We start from the raw sequence: 20,019 nt of genomic DNA on the forward strand, positions 1-20,019 counted from the left end.
GTTCTCTTCCTAGCGTCACGTGTTGATAACTGTCCTGTCCTGACGCACCTTTGACGTCGTTCGGCAACCCAGCAACCGTCCAAGCGAGATGGTTTCTGCGGCTCTTGCGGACAAGCCACAGCGACCTCGCAAGGCGGACTTTCGACGCCACAAAGGTGGCATATCAAGGCGAAAGTCTTGCGCCAAAATGCGCCTGCGCTTGAACGTCTGCCGCGCAAATTGGCGCGGTTTGAAATAGAGACAGTTGGATACATTGCACTTGTTCGGCCTGTCTCCTGAAGGCCGGCGCCTAAGCCTTACAGAACCAGAATTGCAGTTCCACTTCCGGGATTGCAACAGAGTGCGCGTAAATGTGTGGAATGGTGAAGATTCCCAGCCAACTGGGCATCCCCCGATGTACGACCTATCGACGAAGACGTCCCAACATAGACTTCTTCAGGCAAGTGGGTGTCTATCGATGAGTTCTTTCACCCTTTGTTTCCGTCGCATCTCGGCGTCCGCCCAGCGCTCCCGTATGTCCTCGCATTTATGCTGCAGGTCCCCAAACAGCGTTTTTGCTACAGTAATCTGGTCGTCGGTTGATCTTTTTCCCGGCCCTCCTCCGAACCGCAGAGCGTCCCTGCACTCTTCAAGACTCGACGGCAACACATCCGCGAGGTGGCTAGCCAGTTCGCTTCGGCGCTGTGTTGCGCAGCTATCCTGAGATAGTCGCTGCGCGATCTCGCCAATTTGTGTGTGGGCCTCCCTGAAAGGGATGCCTCGGGACGCCATCCGTTCGGCGGCGATGGCCGTCATTGATGACCCGTCTTCCAGATGTTCGCGCATAGACCTGATGTTGAACGACATGTACTTCACGATAAGCGATGTGAGGATGACGGCCCTCTTCACGGCCTCCTCTGAAAGCCTGAGAGGAGAGCAGCCGTAGTTGCTTGCTTCAATCGAGTTGCTGAACGGTGCTTTGCAGGTAGCCGTTGCCGCAGAAACGTATGCGCCGATTACGGTGCTTGCCGACCCTTTTATGTGTTCAAGTAGAAACGGGTTCTTCTTTTGCGGCAGCATGGACGAGCCGCCGGCAAGAATTCGAGGAATGTCGATGAGAGCGAACTCACGAGTCGTCCAAACCTGCAGGTCCTGCGCTACCCGGCTGAGCAAGATTGAAACGCCAGCAAAGATTGAAAGGCCTTGCAGATCATGATCGCGGCTTGCGACCCCATCAAGTGAGTTGAATGTCGGGAGTTCGAATCCCAAAAGTTTTGCGGTCTTCAGGGGATCTATAGGCATGCTGGTGCCTCCGCCGGCGCCAGCTCCCATAGGGCAGTTCCTGATGTCTTCCAGGAGGCAATGGAGGCGCTGACGCTCGCGCCCCAGAGCGAAGAAAACGCTGAGCAGCCAGTGCCCTGGCGACCCAGGGAGTGCGATCTGGTATTGACTATACAGCGGAGTCACAAGCCTCGATGCTTCTTCCACTCGCTGGAGTATCGCATCTTGTAGAATCCCCATTTCTTGAGACATGGACCACGCTGCTTCCCGAAGGGCCAGAAGAGAAATGGTCGCGTTTAAGTCGTTGCGGGATCTCGAAAGGTGCAGCCAACCAGCCAGTTCCGGGCCAGCTCTCGCGGCAAGTTCGGCCTCATACGCAAGATAGAGGCCACGCGGAGCATCGCGGCCCTCCAAAGACTGAAATCCCTCTTCCTGGAGGTCCAAGATATGCTTTAGAAGATTGGCAGCGACGACCTGGCTAATCAAGCCCTGGTCCGCAAGCATCACCAGATGTGCTTCGTCTATGGCCGCCTGGTGCTGCAGAAGGCGGCCATCGCGCGAGATTTCTATAGCCGGAGCGAGCAACTTCATCGCTTCGGGATGTAGGTTCCACCCGCCCTCGCTTGACCCAGCGACTTGCGTGTTGGCCGTTTCGCCAGCCGCATCGAAATCGATTACAAGGGAATCGATCATCCGTTGAGCTGCCCCGGCGGCGGCATTCACTTCATCAGCGACGCCTATGGCGTAAGCTACGCGGTCTCGAAAGTCGCCACTGATTTGAACGTCCTCCCCCTCAGATTTTAGTAGCCCGGCCTCTGGCACAGTCGGTTCTGGATTTTGAGAAAAGCCCAGGCGTTTGATCTTCCCGGACGTGTGAGCAAGTCGGAAGCGGATGGCTCCCGCCCTCGCGCTCGCTCGTGGAGGCGAGAACCCTTCTCCCGCGTAAAGTCTAATCACCATGTCAAGGATTGACGTTCCCAGGGCGTGGGAGAGCATGACTGGAATCATCCCTCCAGCCAGTCTGGGATTGACCTCGATGATGATGGGGCCCGACTCCGTTATCACGAACTCTACATGAGCCGGTCCGAACTCCAAGCCCAGAGCCGAGACTGCGCCCGCGGCAAAAGAAGCCAGTGCTTTGGAGGATGGCTCCCGAAGCGGGGCCGGGAAGTCGTGCCCCACCTCGACGAAGCAGGGAGGCGGCCCTTTGTGCTTGGCAAGAATTCCAAGACAATGCAGCCTCCCGTCGTACGCAATTATCTCTGCAGAGTATTCCTTGCCTTTGACATATTGCTGGATGAGGATGTCGGGACTGGGCAGATCTACTTGATCAAGCAGTGCGCCCCTTGCGCTCTCAAACGCCTTGATGGCGGCTGTGGCACTATCGCATAACCTCACGCCGCTACTACCACTACCAGACACCGGTTTGACGACCACCGGCAGAGTAGCTTGGGCAAGAATATTCTCGACATCGCTGACCGAAGTGGCCAGCCCTGTTTCAGGGATCGGGATCGATTGTCGCTGCAACTCGGCCGCTTGCTTCCATTTGTTCCGGCATGTGGCTATAGCCTTCCAATTGGCTGCTGGTAGCCCCATCTTCGTCGCGGCACTTGACGCTGCTTCCACAAAATAATCTGACGATGAGTATATACCTGCCAGGCCTCTTAACTTGGCGGCGACCCCGACGAGTTCGTCCAGACTGCGCGTTTCAGCTTCGATCACTTGGGCGACCGAGTCCTCAAGAAACCGATAGCGCGCGGGGTTGCGCGTAACCAGGTACGTCTCAAAGCCCAGGAGTCGAGCCCGCTTCATCAGTAGTTCGCCGGTGCCAGTCGTGTTGCTTTCCACGAAAAGGAAGCTACCTCTGTTCATCAAACTTCCTCCAAAAGGGTCAGGACAGCTTCCCGGCTTTTCCGCTTCCAAAGATATCGGTTCCATGGCGGGAGAGCGGTCCAAGGGTGATTTTCGGTCGCCGGCGCGTCCAGCAGAACACCTTCATTTAGACATCCGTTCTGCTTCAGCCACTCGTGGTCGTAAACGGCTTCAACGTAGCGGTGGCCTTCATCGGGGCATATGACGACTACGTTCTCTCCTGGATACTGCCTAGCGCGCCATCGCCCAACGATGTAGCTCGCTCCGGAGGTCGGACCGGCGAAAACGGCGTGCCGCTCGTGGAGGGTTCGCGTTGCAGCAAATGCGAGCGGAGCCGAGACGAAATGCACCTCGTCATACAGTTCATGCTTCACGTTTTTGGGGACAAGACTGTTCCCCAGCCCCCGCAGTTTCCGTTCGCCGTCCTGTTGGCCAAAAATGACGCTGTTGAAAGTGTCCACTCCAATCAGCCGCGCGCCAGGAGCTTTTTGGCGGAGGCGCTCCATCGTTCCGCAAGTAGAGCCACCTGACCCCACAGAACCGACCAAAGTTACGTCGGCGTCCAACATCCCCGATATCTGATCGGCGAAGAGCTTATAGGCTGCGGGGTTGTCCGGTGTTTCGTATTGCCGGGGCCAGAAACAGGAGTGGCCCAACTGTCTCATCCTAGCGTGTAATGCGTCAAGGCGGCTTCTTTGATAGCCACCCTGCTTCGCCTTTTCAGTTATTATGAAGACTTCGGCTCCTAAGGAGTTCAACCTGTTTTCCAGGCCTTTGTCCATCACTGGGTCTGTGAAGATTTCGAGCTCGAATCCGCGTTCCCGGCAAACTACGGCCAAACCCAGTGCGAAGGTTCCGCTTGAGGTCTCGAGAACTTTCATGCCGTGCATCAAAGTCCCTCGAGCCAGCGCTTGCTCAATGATGTGCTTCGCAGGGAGAAGCTTCATGAACGCGAACTGTGCAAGATAAAGGTTTGTCTCACACCTAATAATGCTGGGGAGAGCATAGGCATCAGAATAACCGGAGAATGGTAGGCGTTTGCTAACAACGTCCATATTGCTTACCTCACCGGCAGCCAGTCATGGTCATGTATAATTTTGGCGATTTGTCGAACGCCAATACATGGGCGAGCACTGACCGAAGCTTTAGTGGAAAGTCAGCCGCGATTCGATCAAGTATGATTCCAATCATTGTGCCGCTGTGCGCGACTATGACCCCGAGAGCGTCAGTGGCCTCGGATGCTTTCAGCATCGAGTTCAGATGCTCCTTTGGAGCCCGCTCCTGATGCAGGACCGCGCTGGCCGTAGCTATCCTGCCTATCGTGGCCGTGTCACCCTGGGGAATTGCCATGCGTGCGCGGTCGAGTAATTGTTGATATTCTGCTCTGTGACTGGCGGAGATTTCACCTCGCCGTTGATCATAGTCGACGGTTTCGACCGTCCCTCCTTCATCGATACCAACGATTGCAAGCGGCGGCATTTGCCCGAGAAAGGACAGAAGAGTGCATGCTCGCTGTTGATATGCGACCACACCGGGGTACATCACCCCGTCGGATGGCTCAATCTCCGCCATTAGCTTCTCGATCAACGATGTCGGGACTATACGCTTGAAGCAGTAAGCGATTGACCGTGCAGTCGCGACAAGATCCGCAGACGAACTCGCCAGCCCTTTGCCTTCCGGAATCTCAGATTGCAAAAGAAGCATTCCTCCTGAGGCGTCGAGCGCAATCACGAGATTCTCAGCTAGTTGTTTTGCTTTGACTTTATGCGGCGGGAAAACAGTTACAGATCGTGTGCCCTCAATCGGAATGAAGTGAGCACGCGCAAAGAGCGCGATCGGCATCGTGACCAAGAAGTGAAGGTCCAAGGGGAGGGAGCCAACCGGCAATTGACCTTGCAATAGTTCGCCGAAGGTGCCGCAACAGACGGCCTCGCCGTGGCCAGGATTCTGTCCTGCCTGCTCTCCATGCTCAACGCTAATGTCAACCGCATCTTCGCCATCGAATGCCTGGAAACATACGTGTTGCCTCCACAGTTCGTCGGCGGCCGCTTCCTTTAGAAGTCCTGTGCTAAGGCTCGCCCCGCTTCCTGAGTGGCCGGTGGAATAGGTGGGGTGCTGGATCGGCATTTTCACCTCCCTTCAGGTGCGCTGATATGTGATTTGACTGCCTGGAGGTAGATGGAACATGGAACCTCTGCGTATTAATTGAGCGCCTGCCTGTCCAAGCTCTGAGGCGAACGTAGCACTGTAGGAGTTTCGCGGTTGCAAAGATTTCATGAAGTTACTTGTAAAATCTGTTGCTTTATGATTGCCCGTGAGATGGAGCATCTAAGGACAATCCGTTGGCCCCTGCGCGGACGGTTAGCACCTAGGCGAGAATGACGTCCGCTTGGTAGGGCTGAATGAACAAAACCACTGTATCAGTTGGAGCAGGCACCATCGATGTTGCGAGAGCCGGAAGGCGCAGAGAAGGGTGACGGCCGCAACCGCATGCTGGGTTTGCGAGGCAACGAACTACGGTGGTCTGCACGGCGATCGACCGTACTCGTCGGCGTTATGTGGGCTGTGGCCAGAGAAGCGCGCCCCGCCCACCTGCCTTCATCCAGGCAGTCATTGCGGCGCCGCTAGAACCGGCGGCGAAGCGCCCACCAAACAGCGGAAATAGAAAGGGGAGCGCGACGCTGAAGTGACCGAGCTTGAGATCGACGGCATCGCCATGCGCGTGCGCCGTGGCGCCGTCGACGCCAGGACGGTGACGGCGGTGACCGACCGCTTCGAAACGGCCGAGCGTCTTGATATCGAGATGGATGAGTTCGCCTGGATGCGCCCTCTCGTAGCGGCGCACCGCTCGGCCGGCTCGATATCCTCCAGCCGCGACAGGCCAGCGCACCCGGCTGGCGGTGGCCGGCGAGACGCCGACGGCAACCGCGATGTGCTGGCCGGTCAGGCGCTGGCGCCGCAGCGCGACAATGCGCTCGACAGTGGCCGCGCCTCGGTTAGACGATAAAGCTTCTTGGAGCGCGAAGAGCGATCGGCCATACCTGCGCGGCCATCAGCCTTGAACCGCTCCACCCAACGCGCCATGATCTTGGCCGACACACCATAAGTCTGCGCCGGAAGGGCTTGGGAAAGATGTCCCTTCGATCACCGAAAGAGCCATCTCCTCTCGACACAACGGTGTCAAACGGGCGGTCTTGTGTATGTTCATTCGGACGCTCCGGTGAGTACTGAAGCCTGGTAATTCCAGTCTCCTCGGTTCGGTCCGGATGGACAACCTCTGAAAGCTTACACCTAGGCACGTCGAGAATGCCCGATTACGCTAGATCATTACGGAACTGCAACGTCACCGCCGCGATCGAAGAGCCGAGACGCTGAGCTTCTCCTCGGCCTAGAGAAGGCTGAACCGGTCGGGGCGGCTGGCGAGGAGAATAGGCCGCTCCGGCCGAGCACCAGGCGCGCGGCCAAGCGCCGGGCCACGGAAGCGCACTGCGGTCGCACCTCCACGAGTCGAGATGGGTCGTCGACATCGAGGATCATGCCTACCGTTGCCATAACGACCTGCACGGCGGGTCGTCAGCCAAGGGCTCGACATCTTGCCGGCACAACTACGCGTGATCGTCGTGCACCGGTCCGGATACCTCCCGCGCCTGCGACGTGCAGCCTTCCGCTCGGGCGCGGCTCATCGAAGGCGCCTTGCCAACCGAGGGCCCGGATCTGTGCCTGGCGATAGGGCGGCAGATGATCTGCATAGTTGGAACCAAAACCAGGGTAGCCGTGGCCCGTCATGACGCCGTTTACTTCATCATTTTCGGATGACCGCCTCTTCACCAGGCAAGCTGTGAGTGCAGCGCTCTATCAACAGCGCCGCAGCGTACCGAGCGGCTCGCTTGTCAACTGTTAACTCAGGAGACGCATATTTTTTAAGCCCGCGAATTCCGAACTGCGTCCATCGTAAAATGTTAAGTACGTATTATCGCCTGCAATAATTCCTTTGCACTTTGATGTGTTCTACATATAAATCGATAGCAAGATTTAATATTCGATTCCTTTACCCCAAGAGAGTTAACATGTACATCTCGTCATATTGCTAACGGTACTGAAGGAAGTCATTCGTCGACTAGAGTCTTTGAGGAAGCGCCGCACACGTTCTCACAGCGCTGAACAAATCGAATTCTTTGGTAGTGGCAGCATGGCGCGATCGATGATCGCTAAGCTTTTGGAAGCCGAGCATCAAATAGACACTACAACATCGCGCCCTCGGCCGCGAAGGACCTGGCCAATGAGACAGAGAGGGCTGTGCCGCATCCGATCCGCCCCCTAATGGAGGAACTCTCATGAAAATCGCCGATCAACTGTCCGCACTGGACCAAACCGCACCAAAGAAGACTTCCCATGTACTCGACACGGATGTCGGTTATTTAGCCCAGTATCGCGATCAGGCTGATACCTACGATCTCGATGTTGGCCGTCGGGGGTACTGCGGGCCGATGATCGTGGCGGAACTGGCGGGCGCCATTCAGACGGCCTATTTGGCCAAGGAGCGAGCAGTCATTACAATCCTAGACGCCGGCTGCGGAACGGGCCTCGTCGGTCAGCAGCTAAAACGCCTTGGCTTCCAGTTGATCGACGGGTTCGATCTCTTCGAGGAGATGGCCGAAAAGGCCCGGCAGACCCATATCTACCGCCATGTCCAGGGCGATGTCGACCTGAACGGTCCACTCTCGGATTACTCCAATGCGAGCTATGACATCACGGTCTGCTGTGGCGTCTTCACGCACAAACATACCCGACCGGATAGGTTGCGCGAACTAGCTCGCGTCACGCGCCCGAAGGGATTTGTCATCGTTAGCACCCGCAAGAGTTATGCGGAAGCCACGTGCTTTGACGGCGAGGTGCGGCGTTTGCAAGATGCAGACGTCCTTCTGCCGGCACATTGTCTAAGCGATGCCAGATACTACGACGAGGATGCGCATTATTGGGTTTTCCAAGTGCCCGATAACGCGAGCATACCGACGGAGTAGCGGCTATGCTACTCAGATCTCGCTGGTGAATCTGATTGTCAAGTAGGACTTCTATCGGTTGCCGGTGGCTCCGGGTTGATGTACGGCAGCGCCGTCAGTTGACTGCGGGGCGATAACAACAACTTGCCAGACGCCCTCCATTTCGGCAAAGCCGATCTATCGCCTTGATCGATTTCCCGGTCGGCCGCATTCAGTTGTTGCAACAAAATCTCCAAACTACTTCACAGAATCTTCGCAATTGGACACCGAGGGCAATGGTAAGTTCACTGTAAGTTCTGAGATCGGCCCTTAAAAGCTGAATGCGTTTTCAACTCAGAATAAAAATATGACGAACATCGGATAATGGCTAATGACAAGAAGAGCGCTCATCCTGATTGAAGGCCATACGAGAGGTAACGGTCTTCTTTATGTCCATGCAGCCCGGCGTCTTGGGCTTCATCCAATTACGCTCTCGGCTGATCCAACTCAGTACGACTACCTCTCGTCGGGGAGCTTTGAGGTAATCCGTGTTGATACAGACAATCTCGATGCACTGATCCACGAATGTTCTCGACTGCAGGGGGCGTATGACATTGCTGGCATTACTGGCTTTGCGGGCGGCGACGACGAGTCGGTCTATGCGACAGTTGGCAAGCTCTGTCGACATTTCGATCTACCGGGACCGAATCCCGCATCCGTTGAACGATGCTGCAGCAAATTCGTTCAACGCCAACTCCTCGCGGAGGCCCGCGTTCCACAACCTGCTTATCGCTTGGCAGCGAATGCGACGGAGGTAGAAAGCTTTGCTACGGAGATCGGCCTGCCGGTGATTCTCAAGCCGGCCGTAGGCGGTGGCAGCAGCGGAGTCCGATTGTGCCGCAATGTCGATGAATTAACCGAACATACGGCCTACCTACTAGGCGGAGCTCACATATGGCGGTCTTCGCCCAGGATACTGGTCGAAGAATACGCACAAGGCCCATATTATAGCACTGACATCATGGGAAATGAGGTCATTGGGATTGCCGCCGCTGAGTTTGGCCAGCCACCTCATTTCGTCTTTCGTGAGACCACCTTTCCGGCACTTCTGACCGGCGACGAGCGTAAACGTATCGCCGATGTCTCGCTGAGCTGTTTGCGAGCTCTTGGCCTTGGATGGGGCCCATCAAACATCGAATTCCGGTGGACGAAGCTTGGCCCAGTCGTCATTGAAGTTAATCCGCGTCTTAGTGGCTCGCCCGATCCTCAACTGGTTCAGGCCGCTTACGGTATCGATCTCGTCACCGAGCACATCAAGCTCGTCATCGGCGAGGAATGGGATTTGCGCAGAAGGCATTCGCACACTGCGGCCGCGCGGAAACTGATACCCGATCGCGAGGGCATACTCGATTGGATTACTGGCGATAGTCGGGCGTCTGTTGTGTCAGGTGTTGTCGAGGTAAAATTCTATGTTGAACCCAAAACACCGATCTTTAGGAAAGGCGATTACCGAGACTGTATCGGACATGTAATCGCTGCTTCACCGAACCGTGCTCGGACCGAATCGGTACTTCAGCGTGCCGTCGATTTGATCGAATGGTCGATCACGCCGTTTCCAGGAACATTCATCGGCCCTCAATCGTCCCGCACCAGTCGTGGGTGATCGCGTGAATAACAGGTCAAAAGAGTCTTTTTCTTCAACTTGCGCCGCGCATATTGCTTGCGATGGGCTTGTTGAGTGGGTGGGCGGCCAAGATGTCGCGGGCAAATAGGGCGCGATCACGCCTACAGGCGTTTGTCAATGCAACTGGTTCTGCCCTGCCCCACCTATCACAGCCCGGCGCCAATCTGGAGCGCTGGCTGAGGCGAGCCGTGCTCGGGTTGATGTGCCGACCCCGCACGATTGATTGCCCCATATACCTAGGGCCGGCGCCCTCGGACGGTGTCGGTATAGGCGTCTTGGCATGTTTTTGCCCCGTGCGGGACATGACGAGGCGCCTTTTGTAGCCGAATTGGGCGAGCAAACCAAGCGATGCAGCATGACACATGCTTCACGTGACTATAAGCCACGAGGGAAGGCAGTCAAAATCGATGCACAAGTCCAGTACGATCAAGCACAATAAGATTGGCATTCAAGTAACTCCGAAAACTATCCCCGACTTCAGTAGCGCCAATCTCGCCCACGCGGTTTACATCAGGCGGCCAGAGACGAGCGCCACTATTGCTGTAATGGGTCAGGGGAAGAAAATCCCATGAAAAGTGCGATCATTCTAGGCGCCGGCATGGTCGGTGTGGCGACAGCCATACACTTGCGACAGCGCGGCTGGTCAGTTGTGCTTCTCGACCGCAGGGAGCCAGGCCGGGAGACAAGCTACGGCAATGCGGGCATTATCCAGAGCGAAGCGTTGCGGCCGTACCCGATGTCGCATGCTTGGCGCGAGCTCGCAAATATTGCGATTGGTCGCACCAATGACGTGCGCTATCGCATTGCAGCTTTGCCGTGGCATCTTGGTCCGCTGTTGTCGTATTGGTGGCATTCATTTCCAGCACGTCACGCGCGCGCTTCGGCGGCATACGCGCAGATCATTGGCTGCGCGATTCGCGAGCATGAGGCCTTTAGCCGGCAATCCGAGGCGGACAATCTGATCCGACGCGACGGATTTCGTATACTTTATCGCGCGCAGCCGGCTCTCGAGGCCGCAGTCGCGGCCGCTGTAACTTTGCGCGAGGCCTACGGCGTGAAGTTCAGAGTCATGACATCGGCGGCTCTGAAGCAAGCCGAACCTGCGCTCGCCGATGCTGGCGTTGGCGGTGTGCACTGGCTGGAGCCGTGGACAGTATTCGACCCTGGTGGGCTGGTCTTGGCTTATGCCAATCTCTTCATGCGCTTGGGCGGACACATCGTTCGCGGCGATGCGCAAAGCCTGTCTGCAAGTGGCAGTGGCGGCTGGTCGGTTATCACCGAGGATGGCAGAATGGAGGCGGAAACAGCAGTTATTGCCCTCGGCCCGTGGTCGCCGAATTTGCTAAATCGGTTCGGTTATCGGTTTCCCATGGTGCGCAAACGCGGGTATCATCGGCATTTTGCGGGTGGCAGTCGGCTTGACCTGCCGCTGTATGATGCGGCGAATGGCTATGTCTTGGCGCCTATGACCAGAGGCGCGCGCATCACGACCGGCGCTGAGTTTGCCCCGCCAGGCGGCAAGCCGGACCTCACGCAGCTTGCGTGCGCAGAGCAAGCGGCGCGCAAACTGCTAGATGTCGGTCGGCCCGTTGAGCCAAAGCCCTGGATCGGCACAAGACCTTGTATGCCCGATATGCTGCCCGTTATAGGCGGCGCGCCGCATCACCGCGGCCTCTGGCTGCACTTCGGACATGGCCATCATGGCTTTACATTGGGACCAACAACCGGCCGCCTGATTGCCGAACTGATGAACAATGAGGCGCCGATGGTCGATCCATTCCCTTATCGGCCCGAGCGCTACCAACGGCAGACCTTGTCGGTTAATCCCGAGCTTTGATGGCGCATCATTTTTCTCGCACGAATCAAGGAAGCGCTAAAGGGTCAGGTTGTTCAAGGGGGCGCCACGACGTCAGAGGCGATCGATCCGTAGTCATGTCTAGACGGCGCCCGCTGATCAAGCGCTTGTTTTCAGCGATGGGAGGGCGCGGTCATGTCTCTGGCCTTTTGCTGCGTAATTGTGACCGCTGGCCCTGATGGCGTCCGCTAACCCTTGATACGAGCTGGAAGCTCCGACTATGCTTGCAGGCTTTCAGGATCTGTCCTCGTCTCCCAATTACGTCATTGTCACCCGCGATTTCGGCCCGCGACTTTAGCCGATGCTAATATGATGCCGGCGTGCGGCATAGTGTTCGGTTCGAACCAACTCCTGGCTTGGCAAGGCAACTGGCCGTTCGCGCGGCAGCAAGGGAAACCAACGGGACACTGGTTAAGTCTAACGCGGCCCCGTGGTTCCCGGATTCCTCGTGATCACGACCGAGCATTGCGCCACTGTATGGTTCTACTACCGCTTCCCCCTCAGCCTGCGTCTTGTCGAGCAGATGCTGCTGGAGCGCGACATTGCGGTGCCTTACGAGAGACGCGGCGCGGGCCGCGAGTTCGGCCCTGACTATGCTCTTGCGTCGCAACACGCCGTCGCGCCGCGATATCTGGCACCGGACTTCGCCATCGTGAGTGGCAAGGTGGACGTTCCCAAGCCTTCGGTTGGAGAGGCGCTTGTGGCTGATGGGCGCGGGGTGTTCATTACCCTCGCCCTATCCAGCCATGACTGATCGGCGGTTAAGGTGATCGCCGCGCCTGGAAATGGCGGTCGATACGTCCCGCAAATCAAAGCCGGTTCACTGGCGCTGGCATCGGCGGATCTGCCGTTCCTCTTCCGCGTGGATGAGCGCTACAACGGGACCCGCCAGCCGGTGCTGCAATCTTGAGCTGTGATCCATCCCGGCAATCGCTCGTGTCGCGTCGCTCAGGTTGATTTCATCGCTGACTGGACGACGGTCCACTTTTGGCAACCCGGCGTGCAACAGGTCATGTCACTTGGCATTGTCCGACGCCCGACGAATGTCGAACATGCGACATCGCCGGTCCGATCCATTAACCTGTATCTAAACGGGTTTTCCTTTGGCGCGCATATTGCATCGTGGCATAGCAAAAGCGTCACGGACCGACGACGGAGAATGCCGAATGTTAGCACAATGTTTTCTGTCGGGGCCTATGTCCGGCGACGCGAGCCCATACATTTTGCAGCGCTTTAACGGGGATTTGCCGATCGGAATACCACCGCGACGGAGAAAGGAATGACCAATATCACCGCAGCCAAGGCAGGGACTTTCAGGATCGGAGGCGAAATCGAGATCAACCGGCTTGGCTTCGGTGCCAACCGGATCACCGGCAAGGGCGTGTGGGGCGAACCGACCGACCGTGCGGAGGCGATCCGTCCGCTGAAACGATTGCCCGACCTCGGCGTGAACTTCATCGACACCGCCGATTCCTACGGCCCTGACGTTTCCGAACAACTGATCCGCGAAGCGCTGCATCCGTATTCTTCCGTGGTCGTCGCAACCAAGGGCGGCTTCGTGCGCCCCGGCCCAGACCGATGGGAACCGAACGGTCGCCCGGACTATCTGATAGCCCAGGCGAAGGGCAGCCAGAAAAGGCTGGGGGTCGAGCAGATTGCACTGTGGCAACTTCACCGCATCGATCCGAAAGTGTCCTACGACGAGCAGCTCGAGGCCGTGAAATCGCTGTTGGATGAGGGTATCATCCGCCACGCTGGGCTTAGCGAGGTAAAAGTCGAAGAGATCGAGGCAGCGCAGAAATTCTTTAAGGTAGCTACCGTCCAGAACCGCTACAATCTCGCGGACCGCGCCAGCGAGGACGTGATCGACTTTTGCACCGGTAACGATATCGGCTTCATCCCTTGGCTTCCGCTTGCGGACGGCAGACTGGCAACACCAGGTGGGTCGCTTGAGAAAGTGGCGAAACGACACCAAGCCACAACGGGGCAGATCGCGCTCGCCTGGCTGTTGCAGCGCAGCCCGGTCATGCTTCCCATCCCGGGAACTTCCAACGTCGCCCATCTGGAGGAAAACGTTGCGGCGGCCTCAATAAGGTTGACGGACGAGGAATTTGAACTCTTAAAGGCTGCGTGAAAATCTTCCTACACTAATGTCCTAATCATTCGGCACTGAAGTTCGTCACATCGTATGCTACATCGCTTCTGGAGAGGAGAAGCGATGGCGAACGCTACGGGTTGCCCGACGGCACGTCTGGTTCTTGGTAGCGAGGGCGTGACTATCTCGGACGACAAGTCCTTCGCCGGCGCGTGTCGCACGATCGATGTCGGAGCGTTGCCGGATCATCCTGCGATGCGCCGAGACGGGCATCCCCAGCCAGGTCTTCGCGGCTGAACTAGAAGTGCATGAGCACACGGTCGGCAAGTGACGGCATCGCATCCTCAAGGATCGCGCCGAGCCCCTGGACGAAGCCCGGCCCGGTAGCTCCTTCGGCCCATTCAAGAGAGGGTGCGACTTCGCGGCAGGGCTTGGCCTCGCGCTGGGCATGGAACGCAGCGTCCGCTCGATCACGGCGGCCTCCTGATCGTCGTTGATCGCCCGGGTCAGCTCGTTGGTCGCTCGGGTCAGCCAAAGCTGCCAAAGCCGTCGCGATTATCGACCCTATGCCGGGGATCGTCACTAGCGCCTGGCGATATTGAGGAAATAAGAAAATTATTACAAAAAGATTATATTCTTGATAAAAAGAAAATATCACTTGGCGGCCAGGCTTGACTGAACGAGATCATGGCACAACATACAGCGATCATCTCTCCCTGAATGAAAGCGAGGATTTCCACGACTCTTCGGCATCATCTATGCATCGACCACAATTTTGCGTGCGCGAGGGTGATTATTGCGGATGTTCTTGCTCGTGGATTGAAAGGCTCGTGGCAAATTGATCACGGTGATAGTGCTAGTAGAGCTTGATCGCATACGTCTCGATCTTGTCGAAGGGTTCAAGCGCGTGATGCAAGCCACAAAGGAGGTCACTCAATGCTACCTGGTCACGGGCAGCGCTGATTTCGTCCTTATCGTGACTGTGGATGACGTCGAAGCTTTCTACGCGTTTGTTAAGACGAAGCTAAATCCCGATCCGAACGTGCGAAAGTTTAAGAGTATGGTCGCGCTTGACCGCCTCAAGATCGAGCCACGGATCACGGGTATAGCTTTCGGCGGATTGCGCTGAAGTAATCATTCGAGCGGAGCGGGTGAGGCCAAGCTGGATCAGGTATGGCGGTACGCCGGCGCGTCCGATCGGCCAGCGCGCACAAACAATAGTTTTCGAAAATTTACTCAGAAATTGCGCCACTTCCTCCGTAGCTGCAGTTTCCGAGCGTCCTCGCTGCTGCGCATCCGTAGAGTTATCTATGCAGGAGATATTATGCAGGAGATATATTGTCGTATTCGCACCCGATTGCTGGAGCGGCAGACTGGCCGTCGCTGCCATCGAAAGGCCCGCGCATGTGGTCGGCTAACCGAGATAGCGCTGCACTGAGAACATTTCGCCAAGCGTATTGGTGATCGGCGTGCCAGAGGCCACGAGCGCCCGGCCCGGGCTCTTCGTCTCCGCGAACCGGGATTTGACATAAAGGTCCCAGGCCCGCTGGGAGCCGTTCGTATCGACGCCCTTGAGCGTGGACATGTTGGTGGCGAAGCTGAGCTTCCTGAACTCCTGGGCTTCATCGACGATGATCTGGTCGACGCCGATCTCGGAGATGGTGAGGAGGTCGTCCTTCCGGGTCACCAGCGCCTCAGCAGCGTCTCGTAGAGTTCCAGCTCGTCCTGGATTATCTGTTGCTGGAATGCCGACGGCAGGCCGATGAAGCGGAAGGCGCTGTGCGTGATGATGATGGCGTCCCAAGCGGCGGTCGCCGCCCGTGACAGGAATCTATGCCGCATGTCCTTGCTGAAGTTCGTCTAATCGGCCACGAGAATTCTCGCGGTCGGATAGAGCGCCAGAAATTCGCGGATCGCCTGCGCAAGGCCGGGGACGACGAACATGGCCTTGGCGATCAGGCCAAGCCGGCGCAGCTCGATGACGCCCGCGGCAATCGTCATGATCTTGCCGGCGCCGACGGCGTGGGCGAGGTAGGTCGAGCCGGCCAAGACGATGCGCCAGATGCCGCGCTTTCGGTGCCCATAATGAGAAAAGGCGCCTTAAAAGTTGCAGGTGATCCCCGCTGAATCGTCGAGGGGCGATGTTGTTGAAGCGGTCGTTATAGAGCCGCGCCAACCGGTCGGTCCGGCCGGGATCTGACCAGATCCAGTTCTGGAAAGCGGTCTTGACCTTCTGCAGCTTTTCCTTGGCGGCTTCCGTATCCACGATATTGAGCACGCGCTTTTCAGCATGGCCCTGCTTCAACGTATAGAATCGAAGATCTGCGGCACCCGGCTGTTCAGCGCGTCGGCCCACCCAGGCCAGCGCTTGCGGATACCATTCAGATCGGCTGAGCCCCGGCACTGTCGGAGATGTCGGCGGGGTAAGGTTGACCATCAACAGCCGCCCATCCGTATCGACGGCGATCTGGTGTGCCGCGCGCGAGAAACGATGCCCGTGGACCCTGTCGACCGTCAGCGGGATGAGTGCAACAGCACGCCGCCGTGGGATGGTGAAATAGTCGACGCCCTGTTCGGCTTGTTCAATCCGCAGCGAGCGCCTTCTTCTCAGGCGGGGGCGCCTCTCAGCGATCGCTGCAACGGCTCCGACGAGACAACCGGCGCCTTCCCAGGACGTCCACGACGACGCGCCTTGAGGTTGCCGGTTTGGCGCAGGCGATCACGTCAATCGTAGAGCCGTTGCCGGCTAATCCCGGCCTCCCTTGCCAATTCACTGATATTCTCGCCCGCTTCCATTCGCTGCAGAAGCGAGAGCTTGCCCTCTTCATTGATGATCCTTTGCAATCCCGTGAACAGTTTCCTAATCTTGCGAGAAACTGTCCGCTATTTATTTGTCTCAGTCGAGGGTGCACTCCAAGGCTGACCGGGAATTGCCGAAACACGCAGCCCGGATCTGTGAGTGCGAAGGCCGAATGGCTTAGCTACTCGACGATGATCTCAGACCCAAAACTTTCGGGGCCGGCTTCGCTTGCCCAATGGTTGGAGCCCGACAACGTTGTGACAAAGCAAACAGGCGGAAACGAACGGGAAGCCGACGAATTGGACTGACACCGTTTTTTCGAGTTGGCGCACTTCTTGCGCTTTGAACTGCTACGTTCACCCAGCAACGGAGCCCGTTCGATGTCCGTGTCAACGATTTCGCTAGAGAGTTATTCCTCGACCAGTCGCGACGGAACGGGCCTATGCAGGAGACATTATCGGCGCGTTGGAATCTCGCGTCTTCAGCAGCCAGAGTGCGCGTTCACTTAATATGTGCGCTCAGTTCTATGGAGAGCCCGCTTTTTGCACGGTTGGCGACTGCAGGCGCACATTCGTGGGCGATCGACATCCTTTCAAGCTTCTGTGCTTGCAAGGAAACCGTTTCGCGGTCGGCGGGAGCTTAGATGTATTCGGTAATGGGCAACGCAAATCAGTTTTCGAATATCACGGGATGAAGGTCAGTCAAGAACATCACTAAACCACGAGGTAGGAGAATCGAACATGTCCGATGAATTAACTTATGGTGAAATTTACGCCCCGATCTATGAAGAGTACATCACCGTGCAAGGTAAAGTCGCTGAAGTAGGCGAGACGGTCGCCTTTCTTGCGAGATATTGCAATGGAGGCAGTGCTCTCGAGCTGGGCATAGGCGACGGGCGCGTGGCGGTGCCGTTGAGCGAGCGAGGCGTTAAGGTCGACGGTATTGATAATTCATGCAGCATGTTGAAACTTCTCGCCAAGCGTACCGATCTAGTTAAGGCTTGGCAGGGAGATATTGCCCATTTCAGCTCAGAGCGACGCTACAATTTGGTATATTGCGTTTATTTTACGTTTGCGCTGCTCTTCACGCGCGAGGCGCAAATAGCTTGCCTCCGATCTGCCGCGCAGGCGCTAGACGATGAGGGGGTTTTAGTACTAGAACTCGGTGTACCAGGCTTGGATCCCCTCGTCGGCGGACAGAAAACTACAACGGCGCGGCTAGTGAATCATGAGAATACGATTCTCAATGTGTCCGTCCACGATCCCCTAACCCAGAACTTGGTTTCGACCCTCCTCTGGTTTTCTGGTACGTCCGTAAGACGTTTACCGCAACGCGTTCGCTACGTTTATCACCAAGAGCTCGATACCATGGCCGAATGCGTGGGGCTGGAGCTAACGGAGCGGTGGGGAGATTGGGCGAGAGGTGCGTTCACCGAACGATCCGAACGTCACATCTCAGTTTATCGCCGACGCAGCCCGTAGTCCAGGATCTTCCGCCGCAGCACTTTCGATGCCGTTCGAGAAGGGCCGTTCCACCTCATCAGCTTCGGGCCGATTAGGCCTGCATTAAGTGGTCGAGACGCTCGGCCACGATCCGGTCGTCCGCGCGCAATTCCCTTGTCCACGGTCGCCGGCCCTTCAGCACGCCAGATTCGTGCACTATCTGGGCGACATATTCCTCCTGTCGGTAGGCCATCACATGGATGCCAGAGACGCCCTCGACTTCCTTTACTTCGTTGATGATGTCAATGCAAAGCTGCTTGCCTTCCTTCTTCTGGTCGGCAGCGCCCTCGAGCCGTTTGATGACGGCATCGGGAATATGGACGCCGGGCACGTTGTTGCGCATCCAGCGCGCCGTATTGGCCGATGCAAGGGGTCCGACGCCGCACAGGATGAAGCACTGCTCGGTATAGCCGAGGTCACGTACACGCTGCATGTAGGTACGGAACATCGGCACGTCGAAGCAGTATTGACTCTGCGCGAACTGGGCGCCGGCGGCGATCTTCTTGCCCAGCCGGTAGGGGCGAAAATCATAGGGCGGCGCAAACGGATTAATCGCGGCGCCAAGGAAGATCTGCGGAGGTGTGGTCAGCTTGCGACCGGAAAGGAACTTGCCGTTGTCGCGCATGATGCGGATCGTTTCGAGCAGGGACATGCAGTCGAGGTCGAAAACCGGCTTTGCTCCCGGTTGGTCGCCGGCCTGTACGCCGTCGCCGGTCAGGCAGAGGATGTTGGCGATGCCCATGGCCGCGCCGCCGAGCACGTCGCCCTGGATGGCGATGCGGTTCCTGTCGCGGCAGGCGATTTGCATGATCGGCGCATAGCCCATTCGGGTCAGCAGCGCGCAGATGCCGACCGACGACACGTGGCAATTGGCGCCGGAGGCATCGACGGCGTTGATCGCGTCGACCCAGCCGTCGAAAACCTTGGCGCGGTAGTAGACATCTTCGGGATCGGCGCTGTCCGGTGGGTTGAGTTCCGTCGTCACCGCGAATTCGCCGCGCCGCAGCACCCGCTCCAGTCTGCCGCGCGAGGAGTGGCCGGGCGGAGGGTCGTACTGCAGGTCGATGCCGGCGTGGTTTTCGTCGCGGAGTCTCATAGCGCTGGTACCTGCCTTTTCCTTGGCTGCCGCGGCTTGCGCGTTGACGCGCAGCCAGGCCGAGATTTCGCGCAGCGACTGGTCGACCGGCTTCTGCACGGCCATCATCGCGTCGCCGTGGACCATGTTGCGGGGCCATTCCCACGCCTTGCCCCAGACGCAGGGCATGTCGGGGCTCGACCTCGCAAATTGTTGTTGGCGTGCACGTCGCCGCAGGGTCCGTTGCAAAGCTGCTTCTGGCAGTTCCACGAACAGGACATGCCGGTGACGACAAGATGCACTGGTCGCACGCGGTAGTGGGAAGCCCTTGACTCGCTTTTCGACGAACGTCACTGGCTTCTCGGCTCGACTGTAGCCCACTGCCTTCCGCAGCGGATGCAACAGCAGGAAAGCGTCAGCGAAGCGGGTATAGAACCATTCCAGGAAAACGCGAATACTTGACCGACCATAGCCGACCGAGTAGCGCCGGTGGACTCGCCGCTGCGGCGAGACGTCGTTCGGCTTGTAGTCAATCTTCGGCGCGGCCTTTCGCTCCAGTGTCGTCTGCGTGACAGGCCGCGGTTTCGGGTCAAGCATTTACGTGCCCCACCCCGCTTCACGAGCGCTTTCCGATCTGGTCGTCGTATTTCGCGTCGGGGTCGCGTGCGCCAATCCCGCATGGCGCACAATGTCGATCGCCTCGGTGAAGCGCAGCGGCAGCTCACGCTTGGCTCTATGGCGCCCCTTCCTGACGATCACCTGCGCGCGGGGAATGTCGCGCCAGTAGACCATGATCAGATCGGCCATTGGCGCCTCGCATCTCGTTTTCGGGTTACACACGGCGGTAGGAACGTAAATGACCTGGCTCGCAGCCGAGCTTCTCGCCGGAGGGCGTCG

The 20,019-nt window shown here is 57.6% G+C and carries 12 protein-coding genes and 6 pseudogenes; 9 read left to right on the plus strand and 9 right to left on the minus strand.

Annotated elements, in window-relative coordinates:
- Positions 1-435: 435 nt before the first annotated feature.
- From EH240_RS14095 to EH240_RS14110, 4 genes and pseudogenes are all read right to left on the minus strand, one after another.
- Complete coding sequence (locus EH240_RS14095) at positions 436-3,132, minus strand: lyase family protein (protein ID WP_124999156.1); 2,697 nt, start codon at positions 3,130-3,132, stop codon at positions 436-438.
- On the minus strand, positions 3,132-4,187 hold the full coding sequence (locus EH240_RS14100; RefSeq protein ID WP_124999158.1) for a cysteine synthase family protein: 1,056 nt from the start codon (positions 4,185-4,187) through the stop codon (positions 3,132-3,134). The genes EH240_RS14095 and EH240_RS14100 overlap by 1 nt, the downstream gene beginning before the upstream one ends.
- Positions 4,188-4,197: 10 nt before the next feature.
- Complete coding sequence (locus EH240_RS14105) at positions 4,198-5,259, minus strand: GHMP family kinase ATP-binding protein (protein ID WP_124999160.1); 1,062 nt, start codon at positions 5,257-5,259, stop codon at positions 4,198-4,200.
- Between the two features lie 631 nt (positions 5,260-5,890).
- Positions 5,891-6,340: pseudogene (locus EH240_RS14110) on the minus strand (leucine zipper domain-containing protein); the annotation flags it as partial.
- A 1,126-nt stretch (positions 6,341-7,466) separates the two neighbouring features.
- On the opposite strand from EH240_RS14110, the gene EH240_RS14115 reads away from it, so the two are divergent.
- From EH240_RS14115 to EH240_RS38895, 8 genes and pseudogenes are all read left to right on the plus strand, one after another.
- The gene (locus EH240_RS14115) at positions 7,467-8,153 is read left to right on the plus strand and encodes a class I SAM-dependent DNA methyltransferase (RefSeq protein WP_124999162.1); all 687 of its coding nucleotides are present in this window, start codon (positions 7,467-7,469) and stop codon (positions 8,151-8,153) included.
- A gap of 349 nt (positions 8,154-8,502) precedes the next feature.
- Positions 8,503-9,774 (plus strand): ATP-grasp domain-containing protein, encoded by a 1,272-nt coding sequence (locus EH240_RS14120; protein ID WP_124999164.1) that lies wholly within the window; start codon positions 8,503-8,505, stop codon positions 9,772-9,774.
- Positions 9,775-10,363: 589 nt separating this feature from the next.
- Positions 10,364-11,632 (plus strand): NAD(P)/FAD-dependent oxidoreductase, encoded by a 1,269-nt coding sequence (locus tag EH240_RS14125; protein ID WP_124999166.1) that lies wholly within the window; start codon positions 10,364-10,366, stop codon positions 11,630-11,632.
- A gap of 448 nt (positions 11,633-12,080) precedes the next feature.
- Positions 12,081-12,288, plus strand: a pseudogene (locus tag EH240_RS38885) (hypothetical protein); the annotation flags it as partial.
- Positions 12,289-12,416: 128 nt separating this feature from the next.
- On the plus strand, positions 12,417-12,560 hold the full coding sequence (locus tag EH240_RS37920; RefSeq protein ID WP_167484018.1) for a hypothetical protein: 144 nt from the start codon (positions 12,417-12,419) through the stop codon (positions 12,558-12,560).
- A gap of 369 nt (positions 12,561-12,929) precedes the next feature.
- The gene (locus tag EH240_RS14135; RefSeq protein WP_124999168.1) at positions 12,930-13,784 is read left to right on the plus strand and encodes an aldo/keto reductase; all 855 of its coding nucleotides are present in this window, start codon (positions 12,930-12,932) and stop codon (positions 13,782-13,784) included.
- Between the two features lie 84 nt (positions 13,785-13,868).
- Positions 13,869-14,073 (plus strand): annotated as a pseudogene (locus tag EH240_RS38890) (IS630 family transposase); the annotation flags it as partial.
- A 582-nt stretch (positions 14,074-14,655) separates the two neighbouring features.
- Positions 14,656-14,874: an Lrp/AsnC ligand binding domain-containing protein gene (locus EH240_RS38895; protein WP_245436037.1), complete on the plus strand. Its 219-nt coding sequence runs from the start codon at positions 14,656-14,658 to the stop codon at positions 14,872-14,874.
- On the opposite strand, the gene EH240_RS37925 is transcribed toward EH240_RS38895, so the two are convergent.
- Both EH240_RS37925 and EH240_RS38900 read right to left on the minus strand, forming a co-directional pair.
- Positions 14,770-15,135, minus strand: a complete 366-nt coding sequence (locus EH240_RS37925) for a hypothetical protein (RefSeq protein WP_167484013.1) — start codon at positions 15,133-15,135, stop codon at positions 14,770-14,772. The two genes, EH240_RS38895 and EH240_RS37925, sit on opposite strands and share 105 nt — an antisense overlap.
- Positions 15,136-15,162: 27 nt before the next feature.
- Positions 15,163-16,097: pseudogene (locus tag EH240_RS38900) on the minus strand (lactate dehydrogenase); the annotation flags it as partial.
- Positions 16,098-17,285: 1,188 nt separating this feature from the next.
- On the opposite strand from EH240_RS38900, the gene EH240_RS14160 reads away from it, so the two are divergent.
- Positions 17,286-18,026: a methyltransferase domain-containing protein gene (locus EH240_RS14160; protein ID WP_124999170.1), complete on the plus strand. Its 741-nt coding sequence runs from the start codon at positions 17,286-17,288 to the stop codon at positions 18,024-18,026.
- A 73-nt stretch (positions 18,027-18,099) separates the two neighbouring features.
- On the opposite strand, the gene EH240_RS14165 is transcribed toward EH240_RS14160, so the two are convergent.
- The 3 genes and pseudogenes from EH240_RS14165 to EH240_RS40055 form a co-directional block, all read right to left on the minus strand.
- Positions 18,100-19,143: a methylenetetrahydrofolate reductase gene (locus tag EH240_RS14165; RefSeq protein ID WP_124999215.1), complete on the minus strand. Its 1,044-nt coding sequence runs from the start codon at positions 19,141-19,143 to the stop codon at positions 18,100-18,102.
- Positions 19,144-19,155: 12 nt separating this feature from the next.
- Positions 19,156-19,719: pseudogene (locus EH240_RS14170) on the minus strand (methylenetetrahydrofolate reductase C-terminal domain-containing protein); the annotation flags it as partial.
- 77 nt (positions 19,720-19,796) lie between these two features.
- Positions 19,797-19,929, minus strand: a pseudogene (locus EH240_RS40055) (virulence factor); the annotation flags it as partial.
- Positions 19,930-20,019: the final 90 nt, after the last annotated feature.

Origin of the sequence: Mesorhizobium tamadayense, assembly GCF_003863365.1 — a bacterium.
Lineage (GTDB): Bacteria > Pseudomonadota > Alphaproteobacteria > Rhizobiales > Rhizobiaceae > Mesorhizobium > Mesorhizobium tamadayense.

What these genes read in the sequence shown, in the direction of transcription:
- EH240_RS14095 (WP_124999156.1), bottom strand. Translation starts at nt 3,132, where the DNA reads ATGAACAGAGGTAGCTTCCTTTTCGTGGAAAGCAACACGACTGGCACC.
- EH240_RS14100 (WP_124999158.1), bottom strand. Translation starts at nt 4,187, where the DNA reads ATGGACGTTGTTAGCAAACGCCTACCATTCTCCGGTTATTCTGATGCC.
- EH240_RS14105 (WP_124999160.1), bottom strand. Translation starts at nt 5,259, where the DNA reads ATGCCGATCCAGCACCCCACCTATTCCACCGGCCACTCAGGAAGCGGG.
- EH240_RS14115 (WP_124999162.1), top strand. Translation starts at nt 7,467, where the DNA reads ATGAAAATCGCCGATCAACTGTCCGCACTGGACCAAACCGCACCAAAG.
- EH240_RS14120 (WP_124999164.1), top strand. Translation starts at nt 8,503, where the DNA reads ATGACAAGAAGAGCGCTCATCCTGATTGAAGGCCATACGAGAGGTAAC.
- EH240_RS14125 (WP_124999166.1), top strand. Translation starts at nt 10,364, where the DNA reads ATGAAAAGTGCGATCATTCTAGGCGCCGGCATGGTCGGTGTGGCGACA.
- EH240_RS14135 (WP_124999168.1), top strand. Translation starts at nt 12,930, where the DNA reads ATGACCAATATCACCGCAGCCAAGGCAGGGACTTTCAGGATCGGAGGC.
- EH240_RS38895 (WP_245436037.1), top strand. Translation starts at nt 14,656, where the DNA reads ATGCAAGCCACAAAGGAGGTCACTCAATGCTACCTGGTCACGGGCAGC.
- EH240_RS37925 (WP_167484013.1), bottom strand. Translation starts at nt 15,135, where the DNA reads ATGGCAGCGACGGCCAGTCTGCCGCTCCAGCAATCGGGTGCGAATACG.
- EH240_RS14160 (WP_124999170.1), top strand. Translation starts at nt 17,286, where the DNA reads ATGTCCGATGAATTAACTTATGGTGAAATTTACGCCCCGATCTATGAA.
- EH240_RS14165 (WP_124999215.1), bottom strand. Translation starts at nt 19,143, where the DNA reads ATGAGACTCCGCGACGAAAACCACGCCGGCATCGACCTGCAGTACGAC.